This window comes from Nocardia sp. NPDC004582, from assembly GCF_053602115.1.
Genome location: NZ_JBSGCY010000114.1, coordinates 1 through 22,049 on the forward strand (window position 1 = coordinate 1; position 22,049 = coordinate 22,049).

Sequence of the window (22,049 nt, forward strand, 5' to 3'; positions counted from 1 at the left end):
GGCCACGGGCGGCCCGCGGCGCCGGCGGCCATCACCGCCATGGCCCGGTCGGCCAGGCGCAGGTCGGCGGCGAAGATCGTCACGCAGTCGTAGGAGCGGCACGCGGGCACCACGCCCTCGGTCGAGATCACGCCCACCGTCGGCTTGATGCCGACCAGGCCGTGCAGGGCGGCCGGGACGCGCCCCGAGCCCGCGGTATCGGTGCCGATGGCGATGTCCGCCGCGCCCGAGGCCACCGCCACCGCGGAGCCGGAACTCGAACCGCCCGAGACGTATCCGGGTCGGAGCGCGTTCTCGACGACGCCGTAGGGCGAGCGCGTGCCGACCAGTCCGGTGGCGAACTGATCGAGATTGGTCTTGCCGACCACGACCGCGCCCGCCGCCCGCAGCGCCGCCACCGCCGGCGCGTCCCGCTCCGGCGTGTAGGCGAAGTCGGGGCAGGCCGCCGTGGTGGGCAGTCCGGCGACGTCCACGTTGTCCTTGACCGCCAGTCGCGCACCCGCCAAAGGTCCGGTGGCGGTGGCGATGTCGGCGTCCACCGTGGCGATGTCACGGCGAAGGATCCATGTGGTCATGCGAGCTCCTGGAGCGGTCGGGCGGTCGCGGCGGGCGGAGGGACAGTGGCCGCCCGGCGGCGGGTCCGGATGCGGACGAGGTATCGGGTCACGGGGTTTCGGTGAGTTCGCCCGCCTCACGCCAGGACTCGCGTTCGGCGGTGAAGGCCCCGGCCTGGCGGGCGCGGAAGGCGGCGATGGAATCGGCGTTGTCGGCCAGGAACTTCCGGTATTCGACGAGTCGGAACTCGCCGTCCTCGGCGAGCAGCCGGCCCCGGCCCGCGGCGGTGTCGGCGCGCAGGTCGAGCAGTTCCTCGGCGCTCACCGGATACCAGCTGATCCGGTCGAAATAGCGCAGCAGCCACGGGTCTTCGCCGATCCCGCTGGAGCGGTGGTTCCACACCTGGGTGGTGCGGCCCACGAACTGGTAGCCGCCGGGCCCCTCCATGCCGTAGATGCACAGGTACGCGCCGCCGATGCCGACCGCGTTCTCCGGGGTCCAGGTGCGGGCCGGGTTGTACTTGGTGGTGACCAGCCGGTGCCGGGGGTCGGTGGGGGTGGCGACCGGCGCGCCCAGGTAGACGTCGCCGAGGCCGAGCACCAGGTATTCGGCGGCGAAGACGGTGTCGAAAACCTCGTCCACGGACGCCAATCCGTTCATCCGGCGGATGAACTCGATATTCCACGGGCACCACGGGGCGTCGGCGCGGACGCCGTGCATGTAGCGGGTGATGGCCTCCCGGGTGGACGGGTCGTCCCAGGACAGCGGCAGGCGCACCGTGCGGCTGGGCACCACCAGCTGGTCGGCGGACGGCAGATCGGCCTCCACCTCGGCCAGCAGGTCCAGCAGCTTGCGGGTGGGCAGGCGGTCGGGATCATTGCGCACCTGCAGCGACCGGACGCCCGGGGTCAGCTCGGTGATGCCCGGTTCGGCGCGTTCCAGCAGCGCCTGGTGCAGGGCGTGCACGCGGGCGCGCAGCTCCAGATCCAGTGTCATATCGCCGTATTCGACGAGCAGGCCGTCATTGCCGGCGCGGCGGTAGGTGACGGCGGTGTCCGCGCCGTCGCGGCGGGACAGCACGCCGTCGTCACCGTCGCCGCCGGTGGACAGCACCACCGGCCAGGCGCCGCGCCGCTCGGCTCCCAGTGCCCGCAGCGAGGCCGCGTGTTCGGCGCGCACCGGCACGAAGCGCACACTGTCGCCCGGGGTGAGCTGGCCCAGCTTCCAGCGGTCGGCGGCGACCACGGTGACCGGGCAGACGAACCCGCCCAGGCTGGGTCCGTCCGGGCCGAGCAGGATCGGGGTGTCGCCGGTGAAGTCCAGCGCGCCGATGGAATACGCGGTGTCGTGGATGTTGGAGGGGTGCAGGCCGGCCTCGCCGCCGTCCAGGCGCGCCCACTGCGGCTTCGGCCCGATCAGCCGGACGCCGGTCCGATCGGAGTTGAAGTGCACCTGGTAGTCGGTGCCGATGATGGTGTCGAAGTCGGCGCGGGTGAAGAACTCCGGCGCGCCGTGCGGGCCCTCGGTGACCGCCAGCTCCCACCGCCGGGTCAGCACCGGCTGATCGTCACCGGGCACCCCGGCCGTCACCCGGCCGCCCGGGCCGAGCTCGAACACGTCGTCGGCCGCCAGCGCGCGCCCGGTGCCGCCGCCGAACTTCCCGAGCGTGAAAGTCGAACGGCTGCCCAGGTATTCGGGCACCTCGATGCCTCCGGCCACCAGGACGTAGCACCGCATTCCCGGCCCGCGCACCATGCCGACATCCAGCACCCCGCCCGCGGGCACCAGCACGCTGCGCCACTGCCGGACCGCGCGGCCGTTCACGGTGACCGGGACCGGCGCGCCCGTGACGCACACCCAGGTGTCGGCGTCGAAGCGCAGCGCCGGGCCGCCGAGCGTGCACTCCAATCCCGCGGCGCCCTCGGGATTCCCGAGGGCCCGATTGCCCAGCCGGAACGACAGGTCGTCCATCGGGCCCGACGGCGGCACACCCACGTGCCAGTAGCCGACCCGGGCGGGCCAATCCTGCACCGTCGTCTGCATGCCGGGTCGGACGACCCGGAAAGCCGGTGCGGGGGAGGGGTTCTCGGTCGCGGCGAGATCGGGGAGCACGGCCGTCATCGGGTCACCACCATGCGGACGGGCGTCGGGTCGAAACCGTTGCAGGGGTTGTTGATCTGCGGGCAGTTGGAGACCAGCACCAGGGTGTCGATCTCGGCGCGCAGGGTGATGGTCTTGCCGGGCGCGGACAGGCCGTCCACGATGCCCAGCGTCCCGTCCGCCTCCACCGGAACGTTCATGAACCAGTTGATGTTCGAGACCAGATCCCGTTTGCCCAGTCCCCACTTCATGCCCTCGGCCAGGAAGTTCTCCACGCAGGCGTGCTGATGGCGGGTGTGGTGGCCGTAGCGCAGGGTATTGGACTCCTGCGAGCACGCCCCGGCCACCGTGTCGTGATTGCCGACCTCGTCGGCGACGACCGTCATGAGCGGGGTACCGGACTCGGCTAGCAGGACGCTGCCGGTCCCCAGGAAGATGGAGCGCTGCGCGGTGACGGTGGCCTGGGCGCTGTAGCGGTCGGCATGGTCCGCCGCGTTGTAGAGCAGACAGTCCACGGCCTGATTGCCGTGCAGGTCCACGATCTCCAGCTGCTCGCCGGCGCGCACCACGGCCGACCAGGGCGCGCGGGCGGGGACGGTCTCGTCGAGCACGACCGTGCGGGTGGTGGTGATCATGCGCGGGCCTCCAGAGTGCGTGCGTGCCAGTCCTGTTCGGTGTTCTCCACCGCGCGCAGGTATTCCGGGTCGGAGTTGGGGGTCAGGGCGAGGTCGGTGGGGGCGGCCCAGGCCACCACCTCGAGCGGGGTCACCGGCGTGGGATCGAGGGGGTGTTCGGCATTGGCGAGCAGCAGCGTCACCGGCAGGTGGACCAGCAGATCGACCGCCGCGCCCGCGCCCGCGCCGCCGGTGCCGGTCAGCGCGCCATCGGATGCCACGCGCACGCCCCGGAAGAACGACACCGTCGGACCGATGTCGCGGGGCTCCAGACCCTGCTTGACCCCGGCCATCCTCAGGCCTTGGCGCGCGGCGGGCGAAGGGCCGCACAGGGTGTCGTGCCGCCCGGAGGTGTCGGTGAGCACGGTGGCCAGCACCCGGCCCTGATCCGAGAGCAGCGGATGCCCCGCGCCCAGGTAGGCCTGCCACGGCACTTTCACCGTGTCCGCGACATTCAGCCGCTCCCACGGGGATTCGGCTCGCAGCAGCAGCACGTGCGCGCAGGCCCCGCCGTCCGGGTCGGACAAGCGCACCCGGGTGCCGCGGGCCAGGACGACATTCGCGTAACCGCCGGCCGGAATGCGCTGGGCGAAGGTGACGGTCGCGGCATCGATACCGGCGGGCAGACTCGGCCCGTACCCGGCGGCGGCCGCCGCTTGCGCGCGGGCGTGATCGCGCGCTCCGGTCGTATTCGCTGTGGTCATTACTACTCCGTTCCTCGGGGGTCGCCGGAATCCCGGCCGCGGTCGGCTCGGCGCTCGCGCCACCGGCGGTACGCGCGGCGCAGCAGGTCGTCGAGCACCATGGCCAGTTCCGGGCGACCGTGCAGACGTGGGTCGGGTTCCGGCGAGATCATCGGAATGCCCTGCGGATCAGGCGATCTGGGCGACCGGCTCGGCCGCCGGCGCGCGGGCCGGCGTCACCAGCCGGTGCACCACCGCCCCCACCGCCAGCGTCACCAGGACGAACAGCGGCGCGGCCCAGAGCATCCACCAGCCGCCCCCGTTCGGGGTGTAGACGGCGCTGCGCGGCCAGGCCAGGTTCACCGCCATCGCGATGCCCCACACCACGGCCAGGGCGTTGATCGCGATGCCGTAGCGGCCCAGGGCGAACAGCTTGGTGCGCGCGGCGTCCCCGGCCACATCGGCAGGCCAGCCCTTGATCCGGCGGACCAGCAGCGGAACCGTGACCAGCAGGTAGGCGATGTAGAGCATGACGATGCAGACACTGGCCAGGGTCGCGAAGATGGCCGCGTTGCCCAGGTTCAGCAGCAGCAGGCCGATGCCGAGCACGCCGATCGCCACCGCGGGCCACACCGGGGTGCCGAAACGGGGGTGCACGGTCGCCAGCCGCTTGGCGAACGGCAGCCGCTCGTCGCGGGCCATGGAGAACAGCAGTCGCGAACCGGCCGTCTGGATCGCCAAGGTGCACACCGTGATCGCGCAGGCCACGCAGGCCAGCACCACCTTGCCGGGGGTGGTGTCCAGCTTGGCCTCGATCACGTACGCGAGGCCGCCGCTCGCCAGCGAGCCGTCGCTCAGGCTCGGGGCGGCCATCAGCGCGCCCAGCAGGATGAGCCCGCCACCCAGCGCCGACACCGCCAGCGCGGACAGGATGGTGCGCGGCGCCACCTGGCGCGGATTCTTCGTCTCCTCGGAAAGCTCACCGGCGGAGTCGAATCCGACCATCACGTAGGCGGCCATCAGCCCCGAGGCCAGGAACGCGGCCCAGTAGGGCCCGGCCGCCGCCTGATCGGTGTGGGTGACGACGCCCGGCCCGCGGTCGGTGTGGGTGAAGAACACCGCGATCACCGCGAGCACGCCGATGATCTCGATGGTCACGCCCAGCGAATTGATCCGTGCCATCCAGTCGATGCCGATCACATTGATCAGCGTGGTCAGCGCCAGCAGCACGCTGCCCAGCAGCACCGCGTTCGAGGCTCCGTCGCGGGAGGTGAGAGCGGTGTCGGTGCCGATCAGCTGGAAGCCGGACCAGATGGTCGGCAGCACCACCTGCAGCGCGATGGCGGCGGCCGCGGCGGTCACGATCTGGGCGATGATCATCATCCAGCCCGCGAACCAGCCCACCACCTCCCCGGCCAGCCGGCGCGACCACTGATAGATGCAACCCGAGAGCGGGTAGCGGGCGGCCAGTTCCGCGAAGTTCAGCGCCACCAGGAACTGGCCGGCGAAGACGATCGGCCAGGTCCAGAAGAAGGCCGCGCCTCCGAAGGCGTAGCCGAAGCCGAAGAACTGGAAGATGGTGGTCAGGATGGAGACGAAGGAGAAGCCGGCCGCGAAGGAGGCGTAGCGGCCGAGCTTGCGGTGCAGCACCGGCTGATAGCCGAAGCGCGCCAGATCGGTACTGTCGGCACTGGTATCGGGACCGGTCGGGGAGCCCGGGGTGAGGGCTTCGGCGGAGGCAACCATGGGCGGTGAGTCTTTCCCGAGGCGAATATCTATCGCTTGAAAGGTTTCCATTCGCGATCGCCGCTCCGGTGACGCCGATGTATCGGGTGCGTGGCCCGCCGTAACTTCTGCATTGCCGGTATTTCTATCAAGTGACAGGAACCTCACCTGCCAGGTGGCGACGGCGGTAGGCCAGAATGAAACCGTGACCCAACTCGGACCCGGGCGGCCCCGGCTCGAACCGCGCCGGCGCGCGGGCCAGACGCCGCGTGCCGAAATCCTCGACGCCGCCGCCGAATTGTTCACCAGCCACGGCTACGGCAATACCTCCACCCGGGCGGTGGCCGACGCCGTCGGCATCCGGCAGGCCTCGCTGTACCACCACTTCGCCGCCAAGGACGACATCCTCGACGCGCTGCTCGCCGAAACCGTCACCGCACCACTGGAATTGGCGGGCGTTCTCGCCGAACGCCCCGAACCCGCGGCCGTGCGGCTCTACGCGCTGGCCTGGTTCGACGTCAGCCAGCTGTGCGCCGGGCGTTGGAACCTCGGGGCGCTGTATCTATTACCCGAGCTGCGCAGCGAACGCTTCGCGCGCTTCCGGGAACGGCGCGACGAACTGCGCGGCCACTACGAGACCCTGGCCGCCGCCGTCATCGCCGAGGCCGGGACGGGCGCGGTCGCCGGAGCCGAGCGACTGCCGTTCCGGCTGGTCGAATCGGTCATCAATATGCGCTCCGACGAGGGCGCGGCGCCCGAGTACGCCGAGCGGCTCATTCCCGACGCCATCCTGCGACTGCTCTGCTGGACCGGCCCGCTCGACGAGAACCGGCTCGCCGCACTCGAACTGGCGCGCGAACTGAACCGGACGGCTCAGGACTTGCCTTTCGAGGTGCCCCATTTGAGGCCCCAGCCGTAGGCCTGATCGACGGCCATCTTGCCCCAGAAACGGCGGCCCTGTGGCGGGCGGATGAACCGGCCCTCCCGGCGCACGACCAGCTCGCCGCCGATGTTCTCGATCAGCGCCAGCACCATCTCGCGCGAATCGTCCTGGCAGCCGCCCACTTCCATCTCGATCGGCGGGGCGTCGCGCGGGAACAGAGTCGCGGTGGCGTGCACGCCACGAAAGTCCTGGGCGCCCTCGTAGATCGAGGCGAACACCAGGATGCGCCGGAAGGCCGCGGTCTGATCGAGATTGATGGACAGGTTCTCACCCGTCGCACTGCTGCCGGTGCGGTCGTCCTGGTCCAGCGCGATGAACGGCGGCTTGGTGAGATTGCCGAACGTGTCCAGCGCGCTGACACAGCCGCGGGAACCATCGGTCAGCTCCCAGAAGGCGCACAGGTCCAGATCCAGACCGCCCTGCGCGCGCTTGCGCCCGAACAGCCCACCCGAACTCGGGACCGACCAGTTCAGGTTGACCCGCATGATGCCGCCGGTCGCGCCCGCCTTGGTCAACGAGACCGCGGGGGCCTCCTTGGTCAGCGAGATCTTGGCCAGGTTCACCCGCGGCGCGGGCGGTGGCGCGGGAGCGAACTGCTGTGGCGCGGGCGGGGGCGCGAATTGCTGTGGCGCAGGGGGAGGCGTGAACTGCTGCGGCGCGGGCGGAGGTGTGAACTGCTGCTGCGGCGCGGGCGGGGGTGTGAACTGCTGTGGCGGCGGTGGCGGAGCGAACTGCTGCTGCTGCGCGGGCGGCGGGTTGAACTGCGGCGGCGGAGGCGCGTACTGCTGCGGGGGAGCCGCGGGCTGGGGCGGAATCGGCTGCGGGGCGGGCGCATCGTCGACGGTGATGCCGTAATCGGTTGCGAGTCCGGCGAGTCCGGAGGCATAGCCCTGGCCGACCGCGCGGAACTTCCAGCCGCCGTCGCGGCGGTACAGCTCACCCAGTACGAACGCGGTCTCGGAGGTGGCGTCGGCGCTGTCGAACCGGGCCAGTTCCATCCCGCGGGCATCCACCAAACGCACGTGCAGGCCGCGGAATTGCGCGAAGGTGCCGCCGTCGGCGGAGGCGGCCAGCACGATGCTGTCGATCTGCGGCTCGACCCGCGGCAGATCCACCGACAGGGCGTCGACCACCACGGGACCGTGCTGCTTGCCGCGGTGGTGCACCGCGCCCGAGGCGTGTGCGGGCTGGTTGTAGAACACGAAATCGGCGTCCGAGCGGACCCGGCCGCCCGCCAGCAGCAGCGCGGAGGCGTCGGCGTCGGGGACCCCCGGTCCCGTTTCCCAGCCCAGTTCGATTCGAACCTCGGCGGCCGCCACCGGAACGTTGGAGCCCTTCATCATCGACACGATTTCCAAGTTATCCGATTCCGGCATCAGCGGGTATCCCGCGCCCGACCGGCTAATGTTCGGCTGTCCAGTAACCTGGGCCTACACTGATCAACGGACATTTCGCGCATAGGTAGCTAACTGGAGCATCGGCGTCCACGGGACGACTGTTCAGCGGCGGGAGCGACGGATGACGGAAACTCGGCCCGATCCGGGGCGCAGGAAGTGGATCACCCTCGGCGTCCTGGCGCTGGGCCTGGGCATGGTGGTGCTCGACGGCACCATCGTCTCGGTGTCGCTGCCGGTCCTCATCGACGAGCTCGGCCTGAATTTCTCTCAGGCGCAATGGATCAACAGCATCTACGCGGTCGTGCTGGCCGCGCTGCTGATCACCAGCGGGCGGCTCGGCGACCGGCTCGGGCGGCGCACCATGTTCGCCGCCGGCGTCATCGTCTTCCTGCTCGGCAGCCTGCTGGCCGCGCGGGCGCACAGCGCCGGACCGCTCATCCTCGGGCGCGTCATCCAGGGCGTCGGCGCGGCGGGCGTCATGCCCGGCACGCTGGCCACCGTGAACGCGCTGTTCCGCGGCCGCGACCGGGCCATCGCCTTCGCGGTGTGGGGCTCGGTCATCTCCGGCGTCGCCGCCATCGGACCGCTGCTCGGCGGCTGGCTCACCACCTACTTCACCTGGCCGTGGATCTTCCTGGTGAACATCCCGCTGGGCATCGTGGTGCTGATCGGGCTGGTGCTGTTCGTGCCCGAGACCCGCACCGGCAAGACCGCGCCCGGTCTGGACGTGGACGGATTCCTGCTCAGCGCAATGGGTTTCGCGCTGCTGGTGTTCGCGCTCATCGAGGGCCAGACCTACGGCTGGTGGAAACCGCTGCGGGAGTTCCCGATCGCCGGCTGGAAATGGCCGGTGAGCGCGCCCATCTCGCCGATCCCGGTACTGCTGGTGCTCGGCGTGCTGGCGCTGTACCTGTTCGTGAAGTGGGAACAGCATCGCCATCTGATCGGGCGCTCCGCGCTGCTGGATCCCGCGCTGTTCACGATCCCCAGCTTCCGGTGGGGCAATATCACCGCGTTCCTGGTGGCGCTGGGCGAGTTCGGCCTGCTGTTCGTGCTGCCGCTGTTCATGGTGAACGTGCTCGGGCTGTCCACGCTCGGCGCGGGCTACGTGCTGGCCGCCATGGCCGTCGGCGCGTTCCTGGCCGCGGGGATCGCCGAAGGGCTGGTGCGGCGCTACGGGCCGGTGCGGGTGGTGCAGCTGGGCCTCGCCTTCGAGGCGGTCGCGGTGGCCCTGGCCGCGCTGTTCGTCACCCCGCACATCTCCGGCTGGTGGCTGGCCGTACTGCTGATCGGGTACGGCATCGGGCTCGGCATGGCCTCGGCCCAGCTGACCGGGACCGTGCTCGCCGATGTGCCGCCGCAGAACTCCGGGCAGGGCTCGGCCACCCAGAGCACCGTGCGGCAGGTCGGTTCGGCGTTCGGTACCGCCGTCGTCGGCGCGCTGCTGTCCGCGGCTCTGGCGCACGATCTGCCGCGTCGTCTCTCCGCGGTCCCGGAGCTGTCGCCGCACGTCGCCGACACCCTCGCCACCGCCACCCGGGAATCGGCGGGTGGCGCCATCCCCGGGGTGCGCGAGCACGGCGGCGGCGCGGCCATCGCGGACGCGCTGAGCCGGGCCTTCACCGACTCCACCCGCACCACCCTGCTGGCCGCCGCGCTGTTCCTGCTGGTGGGCCTGGCCTCGGCCACCCGCATCCCGAACCGCCCCTACACCGGGAGCTCGGACAATGTGCCGCCCGACACCTCACGGGCCCTGTCCGACGGCACCGAGGACGGTCCGGACGACTGACCGTCCGGGCAGCGGCTTCGGTTGCGCGGCACAGCGTTCCGGGGATCAGTCGATCAGGCCGAGCGCGTGCAGCCGCTGGAAGACCAGCAGCGAACCGGGAGCGACCTCGGCCATGGCGGCGTACTCGGCGAGGGTGAACCAGCGCAGTTCGGCGATCTCGCCCGACGGGCGCGGCTCCGCGGTGAGCTCGCCCAGGAAGCAGGTCATGTGCAGGCGGGTGCCGGGCGCGTGCCCGTACGCCTCGGCCTCGAACACGCCCAGTTCGCTCACCCCGGCCGCGCCGACCCCGAGCTCCTCGCGAATCTCCCGGTGCAGGGCCATCTCCGGGGTCTCACCCGGATCGATCTTGCCGCCCGCCATGTAGAAGACGGTCTTGCCGCCGGACCGGGTCTGCAACATGCGGCGGTCCCGGATATGCGCCAGTGCCGCGGTACGAATCACGGCACCCACCCTATCGGGCGCGGCGGCGCGCTCGCCGGGGCTCAGCGCGTGGGCGGGGCGATCTTCCAGTGTTCCCGCAACGCCTCGGCGATCTCCGGCAGGATGGTCACCGGAATCCGGCGCTGCCGCAACATGGTCCGGATCTCGGTGACCTGCTCGCGCTTGCGCTGGTCGTAGGCGCTCGCCACCGGGCGGTGCACCGGCGGGATGGACAGCAGCACCAGCTCCCGGTGCGGCTCGTCGCCGTCGGTCAGATCCAGCGCCAGCGTCCAACGGCCGTGCTCGTCGAGCGCGAACCGCGCCGCCACCACCCGATCCCAGGCCAGCGTCGAAGTGCCCCACGGGGTCCGGCGCACGATCGCCGCCTCGGTCAGCTCCACCCCGTCGCGTCCGAACAGCGCGATCAACAGCCCCACCGCCGCGGCCGCGCCGAAGAACAAGCCCGTGAACACCCGATTCAGCCCGAAGATCCCGACCGTCCCGGCGCAGACCACCGCGACCAGGAACACGCCCGCCACGCCGTAACCGGCAATCCGGCGTCCCGGCACCACGCCCGCCCGCACCATCGCTCATCGCCTCCCGCAACCGACTGCGGGTCACCGTACCCGTCCCCGGTCCCGGGTGCCCGGCGATCTCGACACCGGCGCCGTCGCCGACCTAACCTACGATGCCCACGTTCACCGCCCGGCGGTGTGGGCCAGCATCACCGAAGGAGCGACCCATGGTGCCAGCCGCCGACCTCGAACGCCGGTTGGGCGACCTGATCCAGGAGCACGGGGTGCCCGGCGCGCAGGTGGCGGTCCTGTCCGGCGGCCGGATCACCGACGCCGCGGCCGGGGTGCTCAACACCGCGACCGGCGTTGCGGCGACCACGGATTCGGTGTTCCAGATCGGCTCGGTCACCAAGCCGTGGACCGCGACCCTGATCATGCAGGCCGTCACCGAGGGCCTGCTCGACCTCGACGCCCCGGTGCGCCGCTACCTGCCCGGATTCCGGGTGCGCGACGCGGAGGCCGCCGCCGCCATCACCGTCCGGCAGCTGCTCGGCCACACCTCCGGCATCGACGGCGACCTGTTCCTCGACACCGGGCGCGGCGCGGACGCGATCGCCAACTTCGTGCCCGCCGTCGCCGACGCCGGGCAGGTGCACCGGCCCGGCGCCATGTTCTCCTACTGCAACAGCGGGTACGTGTTGCTCGGCCGCATCCTGGAAGTGTTGCGCGGCAAGCCCTTCGACACCCTGCTGCGGGAACGGCTGGTGACCCCGCTCGGGCTGACCCGGGTGGCCACCGACGCCGACGAGGCGATCCTGTTCCGGGCCGCGGTCGGGCACACCGGATTCGAGCCCGAGACCGGTCCGCGGCCCGCGCCGGTATGGGCGCTCCCGGCCTCCAACGCCCCGGCCGGAGCGCGGCTGGCCATGTCCGCGCGCGACCTGCTGGGGTTCGCCCGGCTGCAGCTGTCCGGCGGGCGCGCCCCGGACGGGACCGTCGTACTCCCCGAATCCGCTGTCCGGGACATGATCCGGCCGCACGTCGAGGTGCCTGACATCGGCTACGGCACCCACTGGGGACTGGGCTGGCAGCTGTTCGACGCCGGCACCGGGCTGTTCGGGCACGACGGCAGCACCATCGGCCAGAACGCCTTCCTGCGCATCGCGCCCGCCGCCGGTGTCGCGATCGCCTTGCTGGCCAATGGCGGCAGCGCGTTCGCGCTCTACCGGGACCTGGTCGAAGACCTGCTCCGGGAGCACGCGGGCATCCGGCTGCCGGCCCGCCCGGTGCCCCCGGCCCGGCCCGAACCGGTCGACGCCGCGCGCGTCGGCGGTCGCTACCGCTCGGCCATGTACGAGCACGCCATCGACGTCGACCCCGACGGCCGCGCCTGGCTCTCCACCAAACCCCTCACCACCGAGGCCGCCCTGGTCTCGGTGCCCGACCGCATCGAGGTGCTGCACCTGCGGCCCGACGCGCTCATAGCCGCCCACCCGATCCGCGGCCGGCACGCCGTCTACGGTCTGATCAACGGCGACGGGCACGCCGGGACGCGCTACCTTCACACCAGTCGCGCGATGCCCCGCCAGCCCTGACCCGAGGAGCGCTCATGAAGTTCGTCCTCTTCTACGACTCGGCCCCCGACTTCGCCACCACCGCGCCGATCTGGTTCGAGGCGCACAGCGCCCGCTGGCGCGAATTCGCCGACCGCGGCGAACTCCTCATGATCGGGCCCTTCGCCGACGCCGGGATCGACGGCGCCATGGCCATTTTCACCACCGAGGAGTCCGCCCGCCGGTTCGCCGAAGCCGACCCGTTCGTACTGCGGGGCGTGGTCAGCGCCTGGCGCATCAAACCCTGGCGGGAAGCGCTCGCCTGAGCGGTCAGCGCAGCTCGGAGCCGGAGGCGACCACGACGCCGTAGAGATCGGCGATGGTGGCCAGCGCGCTCTCGTGCAACTGGGCGGCGCTGACCGCACCGGCGGCCGACCGCAGCGGGCGGGTGGCGGAGGCGTCGGCCACCACCGTGGGCTGATTGCCGCGCAGGAACGCGCCCTCGGTGGTGAAGGTGACGCACATATGCGTCATGAAACCGGCGATGACGACATTCTTGTGGCCCGCCGCGTCCACGTGCGCGGCCAGGTCGGTGCCGACGAAGGCGTTCGGAACCGTCTTCACCACAACGGGTTCGCCGTCGATCGGGGCCACACGGGGATGGATGCGCCCGATCTCGTCGGTGATGTCGTACGGCGTGCCCGGGCCGCCGTCGTTCACGACGTGGATGATCGGGGCGCCGGCGGCGCGGGCACGGACCAGCAGGTCGGCGGCGGCGTCGAGGGCGGGCTCCCAGCCGGTCAGCTCCATCACGCCCCGGGTGTAGGTGTTCTGGTAGTCGACCAGGATCAGGGTGGCGTCGGCCAGGGTGGCGGGGGTCTGATCGAAGCCGCTGAGGTCGCGCAGGGTCTGGGCGGACATGGGAATTCCTCCGGTCGGGTCGTGGTCCGGGCCGCCTGGTGCGGGGGACGTCGTCCACGCTATGAGCCAACGGGCGTGTCGGAAATGTCATGTAACCTGCAAATCCGGACATCGCCGGACCGGGCGGAGGGAGGACCGTTGGGCACCATCGAACGATTCGTGGTCATCGTGCTGTTCGACCGCGTCGACCTGCTCGACGTGACCGGGCCGCCCGAGGTCTTCGCGCTGCTGCGGCGAGAGATGAACGGGGAGACCGGATATCGCGTGGCGCTGGCCGCGGAGACCCTCGACCCGGTCACCACCTCCGCGGGCGTGCGGGTGCTGCCCGACATCACCTTCGCCGAGATCGGCGACCGCGGCATCGACACCCTGGTCGTGCCCGGCTCCGTCGAGACGGACGCGGACGGGCGGGTGCGGGCGCTCAGCGACCCGGCCGTGGTCGAGTGGGTGCGCACCCTCGCCGGACAGACCCGGCGGGTCGCCTCGGTGTGCGTGGGCGCGCACATCCTCGCCGACGCCGGACTCCTCGACGGCAGACGCGCCACCACGCACTGGTCCACCGCCGGCCAGCTCGCCGCCGAGCATCCCGCCATCGACGTCGACGCCGACCCGATCTTCATCCGCGACGAGAACGTCTGGACCGGAGCGGGACTCACCGCCTGCCTCGACCTGGCGCTCGCCCTGGTCGCCGACGACTTCGGCGACGCGCTCGCGCTGCGGGTGGCGCGGCAGCTGGTCATGTTCCTGAAAAGACCCAGCGGGCAGAGTCAGTTCAGCGTGTCACTCGAACCCATCTCGACCACGCGGCGCATCGACGACCTGCGGCACCACATCGCACGCCACCTCGGTGAACCGCTCACCGTCGCCGACCTCGCCGCCCGGGCGCACGTCAGCGAACGGCAGCTGACCCGCATCTTCAAGACCGACCTCGGCGCCACCCCGGCCGCCTACATCGAGTCCGCGCGCGTGGAATTCGCGCGCAACCAGCTCGAGACCACCGATCACACCCTGGAACGGGTGGCGACGCTGAGCGGTTTCCATACCACCGACACCCTCACCCGGGCCTTCCGGCGCACGCTCGACACGACGCCGACGGAGTACCGAAACCGCTTCCGCGTCACCTGATCACGCTTCGAGCGCGACCGCCGCCTCGGCCGTGTACACCAGGAACGTCAGGCTCTCCTGGAAGTACAGCTGCACCGTCGCCGCGTCGTGGGAGAGATAGCCGATCGACAGGTCCTGACCCAGCTGCAGATCGAAATCACCACCGCGCGTGGACAATACGAACGCGCCGTCGATGGCCGGGGCCCAGATGATCTCGCCGTCGATGAGTCGCTCGATATGCGTGCGGATCGGGTGACCGTGATCGGAGGTCTCGCTGACCGCGGTGTACAGGTCCGCGGACAACAGCACCGAATACGGGCCGTCCACACCGGCCAGCCGCAGCTTGCTCAACGCCTGCGCCACCGCTTCGGGGGCCAGGCGCGCGTCACCGGGCAGCTTCACCGGCTCGCACGAGGTGGCGGCCCGGATGCCCTGGATCTCCGCCGCCGGATAGCCCTCGAAGATCGCGCGGTCCTCCGCGAACGCGATCTTCTTGGCGGCCGCCTTCACCGGGTCCAGATCGGCGTCCCGGGCGCCGCGCTCCACATTGTCGAGTTCGGTGCGCGAGAGCGTGAACGGCACCCGCAATTCGACCAGCGGCACCACCGCGCGCTGCCGCGCCTGCACACCGTCGCCCGGGGATTCGATCGCGGTGGTGCGGCCCGTGCCGACCGCGGAGTAGTCGACGCCGTGCGGTCCCGACAGATCGACCACGCGGCGACCCGCGATGTGCCGCTTGAAGGTCCGCGTCGCCTCCTCCTCGATGGCCTTCCAGGCCTCCGAGGTGATCGGTGCGAGTTCGCGATGCAGGTTGTTCATGCGTCAGCTCCTGTCGGTTCGACGATTTCGTAGCTACTCAACGATTTCGCAGCGCACCGATTCCCAGCGACCCGTCGGGGGATCCCGCGCCATTGGATTCCGGCGCGGCGACCGCGGCCGCCGCCGGAGCGGGCGCGTCGGGAAGGTTGTCGAAGAACACCGCGTGCGGGGCGAAGAACGAAGTGCCGGTGATGGCGGTGGAGAAGTCCAGGATGCGGTCGTACGCCGCCTCGTCGCTGCCCAGGAACATGCGGGTCAGCATGGCTTCCGGCACGGCCGGATCGTCGGCGTAGGCGATGTAGTACGTGCCGTACTCGCCGTCCCGCACCGAGCCGAACGGCATATTGGCGCGCACGATATTGCCGGAGACGTCCTGATCGTTCACGGCCACATGGGAATCCGCGGGCTGGTCGGCCTCGGAGAGCTCGAAGTCGTCGAGTTTGGTTCGCCCGATGACCCTTTCCTGCTCGGTGGTCGAGAGCGCCTTCCAGGCGGCCATATCGTGCAGGTACTTCTGCACGATCACGTAACTGCCACCGGCGAATTCGGGATCCTCGTCACCCACCAGCGCGGCGGTGACGGCCAGCTGGCCCTCCGGATTCTCGGTGCCGTCCACGAAGCCGAGCAGATCGCGCTGCTCGAAATAGCGGAAGCCCACCGTCTGATCCACGATCGTGCCCGCCCCGGCCAGCCGCTCGGCGAGCTTCATCGCCAATTCGAAACAGGCGTCCTGGACCTCGGCCCGGATGTGGAACAGCAGATCACCCGGCGTGACCGGCGCCTGATGCTGCTCCCCGGCATAGCCCGGAAACTCGTGCAGCCGTGCGGGTTTCGGACCGGCGAACAGGCGATCCCAGGCCGCGGATCCGATGCTGGTGATACAGGCCAAGCCCGAACCAGGCAGTCGGAAACCGACCGAGCGGCGCAATCCGGGCAGATCTGCGAGCAAATCCCGCGCGACCGCCTCGCCCCCCTCGTCGATGGTCACGACGAGAAAGAGTGCGGCCGGGGTGAGCGGGTCGATGATCGGCTGTGGCTCACGCATGAGCACCAGCCTAGGCCCTGCCGGTCACCGCCCGCCGGTCCGGTGCGTCCGTGGCGGGTCGCCCTACTTGGCCACGGTCAGTAGAAACGCCACGTCATCGATGGCTTTCACACTGTGCCGCGCATTCGGGATCACGATCAGATCGCCGGCCGAGCCCTTCCACTCGTTGGCGCCGCTGATCAACACCAGCACCCCGCTGATCACCAGGAGCGTCGCCTCACCCGGATTCTCGTGCTCGGCCAGGGTCTGTCCGGCCGTCAACGCGATCACCGTCTGCCGCAGCGAATGCGCGTGGCCGCCGTAGATGGTCGACGAACTACGCCCGCTCGAGGCCGTGGCGGCCAGCTTCAGCTGCTGGCGAGCAACCGCGGTCAGCGACTTCTTGTCCATGGACTGCCTTTCGCCGGGATATCGCTGAGTATGCCGGACACACCCGGGGCGCTCGGCGGTTTCGGCGCGGTGTGTGCGGGAATTGCCGAACGAGGAATCCGCGCGTTGTCCGCGCGGCCGCTAGCCCAGGGAGATGGGGCGATAACGACGGAATCGATAGCGCAGCCCCGTCGACGACTCCCGCCAATCGGCCGCCTCGGCCCGCCACCGCCGGTCGATCGCGGGGGCGAAGGTATCGCCGTCGATATCCGCGTCGATCTCGGTGATCATCAGCTCGGTCGCGAAAGGCATTGCCGCGCGGTAGATCTCGCCGCCACCCATGATCCACACCGACTTCTCGCCGGTCATGGCCAGCGCCTCGGCCAGCGAACCCGCGCGCTCCGCGCCGTCCACCGCCCACTCCGGCTGCCGGGTCACGACGATATTGCGGCGGCCGTCCAGCGGACGGAAACGCGCGGGCAGCGAATCCCACGTCTTGCGGCCCATCACCACCGGATGCCCGAAGGTGACGTCCTTGAAATGCGCCATGTCCTCGGGCACCCGCCACGGAATCGTATTGTCCCGCCCGATGATTCCCCGCGTCGTCTGCGCCCAGATCAAGCCGACGGTTCTGCTCACGCCGTCACCACGCCGCCGCTCACACCGCCACCGGCGCCTTGATGGCCGGATGATGCTGGTAGCCCTCGATTTCCACGTCCTCGTACGCGTAGTCGAACAGCGAGGGGGCGGGGCGCAGGTGCAGGGTCGGGAACGGGTACGGCTCGCGGGACAGCTGCTCGCGCACCTGCTCCACATGATTGTCGTAGATGTGGACGTCGCCGCCGGTCCAGATGAACTCGCCGGGCTGCAGCTCGGTCTGCTGGGCCACCATCAAGGTCAGCAGCGCGTAGCTGGCGATATTGAACGGCACGCCCAGGAACAGGTCCGCGCTGCGCTGATACAGCTGGCACGACAGCTTGCCGTCGGCCACGTAGAACTGGAAGAAGGCGTGGCAGGGGGCCAGGGCCATCTTGTCCAGCTCGGCCACGTTCCAGGCCGACACGATAATGCGGCGCGAGTCCGGGTCGGTGCGCAGCGTCTGCAGCACCTGCGAGATCTGATCGATGTGGGTGCCGTCCGGGCTCGGCCACGACCGCCACTGCACGCCGTAGACCGGGCCCAATTCGCCGTGCGCGTCGGCCCATTCGTCCCAGATGGTGACGCCGTGCTCACGCAGCCAGCTCACATTGGAGTCGCCGCGCAGGAACCACAGCAACTCGTAGACGATCGACTTGAGATGCACCTTCTTGGTGGTGATCAGCGGAAAGCTCTGCGACAGGTCGTAGCGCAGCTGATGTCCGAAGATGCTGCGGGTGCCGGTGCCGGTCCGATCCGCCTTCGGGGTGCCGGACTCCAGCACCAGTCGGAGCAGGTCCTCGTACTGGGTATCTCGGGCGCTCTCCACGCCTGGCAAGCTTACGCACCGTGCGAAAGTTGTTTGTGATCGGAATCGGGGCGGGGGACCCGGACCAGGTGACGGTGCAGGCCATCAAGGCCATGCGCCAGGTGGACGTGTTCTTCCTCATCGGCAAGGGGGCCGAGAAACAGGAGCTCACGGACGTGCGCGCGGCGATCCTGGCCGAACACGCCGAGCAGCGGCACACGGTCGTGGAGATCACCGACCCGCCGCGCGACCGCAGCGTGCCCGCGCGCGGCGCCGACGCCGCCTACCAGGGCGTGGTCGCCGACTGGCACGAAGCGCGCGCGGAACTGCTCGAACGGGCCTTCGCCGGCACCGACGGCGTCGGCGGCATTCTCGTCTGGGGCGATCCGTCGCTCTACGACAGCACCCTGCGCATCGTCGAACGCGTCCTCGACCGCGGCCGCATCCAGTTCGACTACGACGTGATCCCCGGCATCACCAGCGTCCAGGCCCTCGCCGCCGCCCACCGCACCGTCCTGCACGAGATCGGCGAGCCCCTCCACATCACCACCGGCCGCCGCCTCCGCGACGAGGGGCTGGCCGACGGCCAATCCACCCTGGTCATGCTCGACGGCGAATGCTCGTTCACCCAGCTGGCCGGCGACGACATCTACATCTGGTGGGGCGCCTATCTCGGCATGCCCGACGAGGTCGTCATCGAAGGCCCGCTGCGGGTCGTCGAATCCCGCATCACCCGCCGCCGCGCCGCCCTGCGGGAGGCCAAGGGCTGGATCATGGACATCTACCTCCTGCGCCGCTCGCTCTGACGGGCTCCGGCGAACCACCGGCCGCGCGGATTCCCGGGGGTGTCGGCGGGTACGGCTAGGGTGGGAGGCGATCACCCGGGTCGGCAGGCCCCGGGGATGCCTCGGGGATTGGAGGAGATCCGTTGCCCGAACTACCGGAGATAGTGGCGCTCGAGCAATTCTTGGCCGAGCATGCGGTGGGGGCGGTGGTCGGCCGGGTGGATGTGGCCGCGCTGAGCGTGCTCAAGACCTTCGATCCGCCGGTGACGGCGCTGTCGGGCCGGGATGTCACCGGGGTGGGGCACTGGGGCAAGCACCTCGGAATGGATTGCGACGGGCTGTGGTTGATCACCCACCTGTCCCGGGGCGGCTGGCTGCGGTGGATCGACGAACCGGGAGCCAACCCGCCCAAGCCCGGCAAGGGGCCGCTCGCGCTCCGCGTGCACTTCTTCACCCCCGAAGGGGCCACGCCCGCCTTCGATCTCACCGAGGCGGGCACCAAGAAGCGGCTGGCCGTATGGATTACGGCCGACCCGCTCTCGGTGCCCGGCATCGCCCGGCTGGGCCCGGACGCGCTCGCGGTGAGCGAACCGGAGTTCGCCGAGCTCCTCGGTAGCACCTCCCAGCGGGTGAAGAACGCCCTCACCGACCAGAGTCTGATCGCCGGCATCGGCAACGCCTACTCCGACGAAATCCTGCACACCGCAAAGATTTCCCCGTTCGCCAACTCCGGCACGCTCAACCCCCGGCAGCTGAGCGCCCTCTACGCCGCCATGCGCGCCACCCTCTCCGACGCCATCCTGCGCTCGGTCGGCCAGGACGCCGCCCGCCTCAAGGGTGAAAAACGCTCCGGCTTCCAGGTGCACGCCCGCACCGGCCTGCCCTGCCCGGTCTGCGGCGACACCGTCCGCGAAGTCTCCTACGCCGACAAGTCCTTCCAGTACTGCCCCACCTGCCAGACCGCCGGCAAGATCCTCGCCGACCGCCGCATGTCCCGCCTGCTGAAATAGTGCCGAGTCAGCGATTGTCCGGGTGGGTGACCTTCTGGACATCGACCAGACCGGCCAGGCCGGTGAAATCATCCGGATTGACCGTGAACAACGGCAAACCGTGCACGGACGCGATGGCGGCGATCATCAGGTCGACCCGCCGGGGCTTGGGATTGCGCCCGGCCGCGAGCACCGACGCGACGATGTGCCCGAACCGCCGGGCCGCCCGGGTGTCGAAGGGAAGCGGCTCGAACAGGGCTTCCGCGTTCTGGAGGCGCTCGATCCGCCTCGCGCGTTCACCCGGTTCGGTCGCGAAGTGCGGCCCCGCCGCGAGCTCGGCCATCGTCACCGCGCTGACGACCAACTCGCCGGGCAGCTCATCCGGGTCCAAGGCCTCGAGCAGAATGAGCACGTTCGTATCGACCAGGCCGCGAACGGGTACCGGGCTCATTCGCCACCGTCCTCCGCGAATTCCCCACGGCGATAGGCCCGGTCGTACGGGTCGTAGACCGAATCGTCGATGAACTCACCCGAACGGCTCGGAGCTTCCGATGCGGCGCCGGACGGTCCGCTGAAAGCCGCGATGGCTTCGGCGAGCGGAACGGCCTCGCGTCGGCGCAGATTCCGGTGCGGAACCAGATCCGCGACCGGGGTTCCGTCGACCGTGATGGTGTAGGAGCGTCCGGCGCGGACCTCGCGGAGGACCCGGCTCGCGTCGTTCCGCAGCTCCCGTTGTGGAATCTCCGGAAGCTCCGCCTGGCTCGTCATAATCCCAGCTTACGGCACTGGCTACAGCGTTACTACGCCTTCGCTACACCGCTCCATGACGTGGTTCGGAACCTCGATGCCCGCTTCCAGGTCCGGGGCCGGGATGGGAGTGTCGAAGATCTGGCGGAGGGGGAGGACTCCGGCCCAGACGCCGCCGGTGGCGATGTCCTCGGGGGTGTCGCGGGGGCCGCCGGTGCGGATCTTGACCGAGGCCTCGGTGAGGTCGAGGGCCAGGACCAGGGTGGCGGCCATTTCCTTCTTGTCGGGGGAGCGGACCGAATCCCAGGCGCCGGGGGCGGCCTGATCGACGATGACGCGGAGGGCGTGCAGGCGTTCTTCCGGGTCGGTGAGTTCGGTTGGGCGGGCGTGGATTACGGCCGAGCGGTAGTTCATGGAGAAGTGCATGGCGGAGCGGGCGTAGACGATGCCGTCGACGTGGGTGACGGTCAAGGAGACATCGCCGGTCATGGCGGCGCGCAGGTTGCCGGCGCCGGTGGAGCCGTGCAGGTAGAGGGTGTCGCCGTCGCGGCCGTAGATGGTGGGGATGACCACCGGGCCGCCGTGCAGCAGGACGCCGAGATGGCAGAGCAGGCCGGTGTCGAGGATGGCGTCCAGATCGGCGCGGTCGGTGCTGCCCCGCTCCTTGGCACGGGTGAGGCTGCTCCGCGGCGTGGGTGACAATGGGGTCCGGGTCGTCGCTGTCTCACTCATATGACCAGTTTCGGCCGGGAATTGGCATTGCTGAATAGCCAATTCCGCGGAAGATTCACAGACCACTTGGGAATTCGTGCGGCGTCGAGTGGCATCCTGATATCGACCGTTCGACGAGATATCGGGAGGCCACTTGCGCGGCAATCGCCTGGTCGACGACGATCTGCCGTTCGGCATCGATCGGGACGGGCGCGAGCCGCTGGCGGTGCAGGTGGCGGACGGGCTGCGGCGGGCCGCGACCAGCGGGGCGCTGCGCGGGGGTGATCGGCTGCCGTCCTCGCGGGAGCTGGCGACCCGGCTGGGGGTGAGCCGGACGGTGGTGACGGCCGCCTACGACCAGTTGCACGCGGAGGGATGGCTCGACGGCCGGCACGGGTCCGGCACCTACCTGACGGCCACGCCACCGCCCGTGGACGCGCACGGCGACGGGCCGCGCCGGATCGACCCGCTGGCCGGGCTGCTGGACCTGGGCTCGGGAGCGCCGTCCATCGAGGCCATCGACGCGGCCGCGTGGCGGCGCGCCTGGCGGGCCGCCTCCGATCGGACGCCGCTGATCCGGCGGGACCGGCGCGGGGAACCCGCGTATCGGGAGGCCGTGGTGGAACATCTGCTGCGGCATCGCGGACTGGGCGCGGGCAGCGGGACCCGCGATGGCAGACTGAGGACGTCAGAACAACCCGGGGACCCGGCACGGGCCTCGAGGAACGACGAAAGGGACGATGATGTCCGTATCCGATGCG

26 protein-coding genes are annotated in these 22,049 nt (G+C 70.4%); 8 read left to right on the top strand and 18 right to left on the bottom strand.

Features of this window, described 5'->3' with window-relative positions; all coding sequences use genetic code 11:
• The 6 genes from ACWELJ_RS25675 to ACWELJ_RS25700 form a co-directional block, all read right to left on the bottom strand.
• A partial coding sequence (locus ACWELJ_RS25675) for an amidase family protein (RefSeq protein WP_452368688.1) occupies positions 1 to 575 on the bottom strand: 575 nt, incomplete at its 3' end.
• An 88-nt stretch (positions 576 to 663) separates the two neighbouring features.
• Entirely contained in the window at positions 664 to 2,598 is a 1,935-nt protein-coding gene (locus ACWELJ_RS25680; RefSeq protein WP_452368712.1) for a 5-oxoprolinase/urea amidolyase family protein, read from the bottom strand.
• A gap of 74 nt (positions 2,599 to 2,672) precedes the next feature.
• Positions 2,673 to 3,290 carry an urea amidolyase associated protein UAAP2 gene (locus ACWELJ_RS25685; protein ID WP_452368689.1) on the bottom strand — a complete coding sequence of 206 codons (618 nt, stop codon included), beginning with the start codon at positions 3,288 to 3,290 and terminating at the stop codon, positions 2,673 to 2,675.
• Positions 3,287 to 4,033 (bottom strand): DUF1989 domain-containing protein, encoded by a 747-nt coding sequence (locus ACWELJ_RS25690; protein ID WP_452368690.1) that lies wholly within the window; start codon positions 4,031 to 4,033, stop codon positions 3,287 to 3,289. The genes ACWELJ_RS25685 and ACWELJ_RS25690 overlap by 4 nt, the downstream gene beginning before the upstream one ends.
• A gap of 2 nt (positions 4,034 to 4,035) precedes the next feature.
• On the bottom strand, positions 4,036 to 4,185 hold the full coding sequence (locus ACWELJ_RS25695) for a hypothetical protein (RefSeq protein WP_452368691.1): 150 nt from the start codon (positions 4,183 to 4,185) through the stop codon (positions 4,036 to 4,038).
• Positions 4,186 to 4,201: 16 nt separating this feature from the next.
• Entirely contained in the window at positions 4,202 to 5,758 is a 1,557-nt protein-coding gene (locus ACWELJ_RS25700) for an amino acid permease (RefSeq protein ID WP_452368692.1), read from the bottom strand.
• A 184-nt stretch (positions 5,759 to 5,942) separates the two neighbouring features.
• On the opposite strand from ACWELJ_RS25700, the gene ACWELJ_RS25705 reads away from it, so the two are divergent.
• Positions 5,943 to 6,656, top strand: coding sequence for a TetR/AcrR family transcriptional regulator (locus ACWELJ_RS25705; RefSeq protein ID WP_452368693.1), 714 nt, complete (start codon positions 5,943 to 5,945; stop codon positions 6,654 to 6,656).
• Here the strand turns inward: ACWELJ_RS25705 and ACWELJ_RS25710 are convergent.
• A complete protein-coding gene (locus ACWELJ_RS25710; protein ID WP_452368713.1) occupies positions 6,611 to 8,023 on the bottom strand; it encodes a TerD family protein in 1,413 nt (470 codons plus the stop codon). The two genes, ACWELJ_RS25705 and ACWELJ_RS25710, sit on opposite strands and share 46 nt — an antisense overlap.
• A gap of 175 nt (positions 8,024 to 8,198) precedes the next feature.
• Between ACWELJ_RS25710 and ACWELJ_RS25715 the strand changes: the two genes are divergently transcribed.
• Entirely contained in the window at positions 8,199 to 9,866 is a 1,668-nt protein-coding gene (locus ACWELJ_RS25715) for an MFS transporter (protein ID WP_452368694.1), read from the top strand.
• A 45-nt stretch (positions 9,867 to 9,911) separates the two neighbouring features.
• Here the strand turns inward: ACWELJ_RS25715 and ACWELJ_RS25720 are convergent, their stop codons facing one another.
• Positions 9,912 to 10,307 carry an NUDIX hydrolase gene (locus ACWELJ_RS25720; RefSeq protein WP_452368695.1) on the bottom strand — a complete coding sequence of 132 codons (396 nt, stop codon included), beginning with the start codon at positions 10,305 to 10,307 and terminating at the stop codon, positions 9,912 to 9,914.
• 41 nt (positions 10,308 to 10,348) lie between these two features.
• Positions 10,349 to 10,873 carry a hypothetical protein gene (locus ACWELJ_RS25725; protein ID WP_452368696.1) on the bottom strand — a complete coding sequence of 175 codons (525 nt, stop codon included), beginning with the start codon at positions 10,871 to 10,873 and terminating at the stop codon, positions 10,349 to 10,351.
• Between the two features lie 155 nt (positions 10,874 to 11,028).
• On the opposite strand from ACWELJ_RS25725, the gene ACWELJ_RS25730 reads away from it, so the two are divergent.
• Together ACWELJ_RS25730 and ACWELJ_RS25735 are read left to right on the top strand one after the other, a co-directional pair.
• Positions 11,029 to 12,396 carry a serine hydrolase domain-containing protein gene (locus tag ACWELJ_RS25730; RefSeq protein WP_452368697.1) on the top strand — a complete coding sequence of 456 codons (1,368 nt, stop codon included), beginning with the start codon at positions 11,029 to 11,031 and terminating at the stop codon, positions 12,394 to 12,396.
• Positions 12,397 to 12,410: 14 nt separating this feature from the next.
• Complete coding sequence (locus ACWELJ_RS25735) at positions 12,411 to 12,680, top strand: YciI family protein (protein ID WP_452368698.1); 270 nt, start codon at positions 12,411 to 12,413, stop codon at positions 12,678 to 12,680.
• Positions 12,681 to 12,684: 4 nt separating this feature from the next.
• Here ACWELJ_RS25735 and ACWELJ_RS25740 read toward each other — a convergent pair whose 3' ends face one another.
• Positions 12,685 to 13,275, bottom strand: coding sequence for a cysteine hydrolase family protein (locus ACWELJ_RS25740; RefSeq protein ID WP_452368699.1), 591 nt, complete (start codon positions 13,273 to 13,275; stop codon positions 12,685 to 12,687).
• A 138-nt stretch (positions 13,276 to 13,413) separates the two neighbouring features.
• On the opposite strand from ACWELJ_RS25740, the gene ACWELJ_RS25745 reads away from it, so the two are divergent.
• A complete protein-coding gene (locus ACWELJ_RS25745; RefSeq protein ID WP_452368700.1) occupies positions 13,414 to 14,400 on the top strand; it encodes a GlxA family transcriptional regulator in 987 nt (328 codons plus the stop codon).
• On the opposite strand, the gene ACWELJ_RS25750 is transcribed toward ACWELJ_RS25745, so the two are convergent.
• The 5 genes from ACWELJ_RS25750 to ACWELJ_RS25770 all read right to left on the bottom strand — a co-directional run bounded on the left by ACWELJ_RS25750 (position 14,401) and on the right by ACWELJ_RS25770 (position 18,077).
• Positions 14,401 to 15,198 (bottom strand): family 1 encapsulin nanocompartment shell protein, encoded by a 798-nt coding sequence (locus ACWELJ_RS25750; protein ID WP_452368701.1) that lies wholly within the window; start codon positions 15,196 to 15,198, stop codon positions 14,401 to 14,403.
• 37 nt (positions 15,199 to 15,235) lie between these two features.
• Positions 15,236 to 16,243 carry a Dyp-type peroxidase gene (locus ACWELJ_RS25755; RefSeq protein WP_452368702.1) on the bottom strand — a complete coding sequence of 336 codons (1,008 nt, stop codon included), beginning with the start codon at positions 16,241 to 16,243 and terminating at the stop codon, positions 15,236 to 15,238.
• Between the two features lie 63 nt (positions 16,244 to 16,306).
• Positions 16,307 to 16,633: a cupin domain-containing protein gene (locus ACWELJ_RS25760; RefSeq protein ID WP_452368703.1), complete on the bottom strand. Its 327-nt coding sequence runs from the start codon at positions 16,631 to 16,633 to the stop codon at positions 16,307 to 16,309.
• Positions 16,634 to 16,753: 120 nt separating this feature from the next.
• Entirely contained in the window at positions 16,754 to 17,251 is a 498-nt protein-coding gene (locus tag ACWELJ_RS25765; RefSeq protein WP_452368704.1) for a dihydrofolate reductase, read from the bottom strand.
• A gap of 19 nt (positions 17,252 to 17,270) precedes the next feature.
• Positions 17,271 to 18,077, bottom strand: a complete 807-nt coding sequence (locus ACWELJ_RS25770; protein WP_452368705.1) for a thymidylate synthase — start codon at positions 18,075 to 18,077, stop codon at positions 17,271 to 17,273.
• Positions 18,078 to 18,097: 20 nt separating this feature from the next.
• Here ACWELJ_RS25770 and cobF point away from each other — a divergent pair, with 20 nt between their 5' ends.
• Positions 18,098 to 18,862 (top strand): precorrin-6A synthase (deacetylating), encoded by a 765-nt coding sequence (gene cobF / locus ACWELJ_RS25775; RefSeq protein WP_452368706.1) that lies wholly within the window; start codon positions 18,098 to 18,100, stop codon positions 18,860 to 18,862.
• A 122-nt stretch (positions 18,863 to 18,984) separates the two neighbouring features.
• Positions 18,985 to 19,851: an Fpg/Nei family DNA glycosylase gene (locus ACWELJ_RS25780; RefSeq protein WP_452368707.1), complete on the top strand. Its 867-nt coding sequence runs from the start codon at positions 18,985 to 18,987 to the stop codon at positions 19,849 to 19,851.
• Positions 19,852 to 19,858: 7 nt separating this feature from the next.
• Here ACWELJ_RS25780 and ACWELJ_RS25785 read toward each other — a convergent pair whose 3' ends face one another.
• Genes ACWELJ_RS25785 through ACWELJ_RS25795 form a run of 3 tightly spaced genes read right to left on the bottom strand, consistent with a single transcriptional unit; the run spans position 19,859 to position 21,309 of the window.
• Positions 19,859 to 20,281, bottom strand: a complete 423-nt coding sequence (locus ACWELJ_RS25785) for a PIN domain-containing protein (RefSeq protein WP_452368708.1) — start codon at positions 20,279 to 20,281, stop codon at positions 19,859 to 19,861.
• On the bottom strand, positions 20,278 to 20,598 hold the full coding sequence (locus ACWELJ_RS25790) for a type II toxin-antitoxin system Phd/YefM family antitoxin (protein WP_452368709.1): 321 nt from the start codon (positions 20,596 to 20,598) through the stop codon (positions 20,278 to 20,280). Before ACWELJ_RS25790 ends, ACWELJ_RS25785 begins: the two co-directional genes overlap by 4 nt.
• Before the next feature lie 21 nt (positions 20,599 to 20,619).
• Positions 20,620 to 21,309 carry a pyridoxamine 5'-phosphate oxidase family protein gene (locus ACWELJ_RS25795; RefSeq protein ID WP_452368710.1) on the bottom strand — a complete coding sequence of 230 codons (690 nt, stop codon included), beginning with the start codon at positions 21,307 to 21,309 and terminating at the stop codon, positions 20,620 to 20,622.
• Positions 21,310 to 21,442: 133 nt separating this feature from the next.
• On the opposite strand from ACWELJ_RS25795, the gene ACWELJ_RS25800 reads away from it, so the two are divergent.
• On the top strand, positions 21,443 to 22,049 hold a 607-nt coding region (locus tag ACWELJ_RS25800), incomplete at its 3' end, for a GntR family transcriptional regulator (protein WP_452368711.1).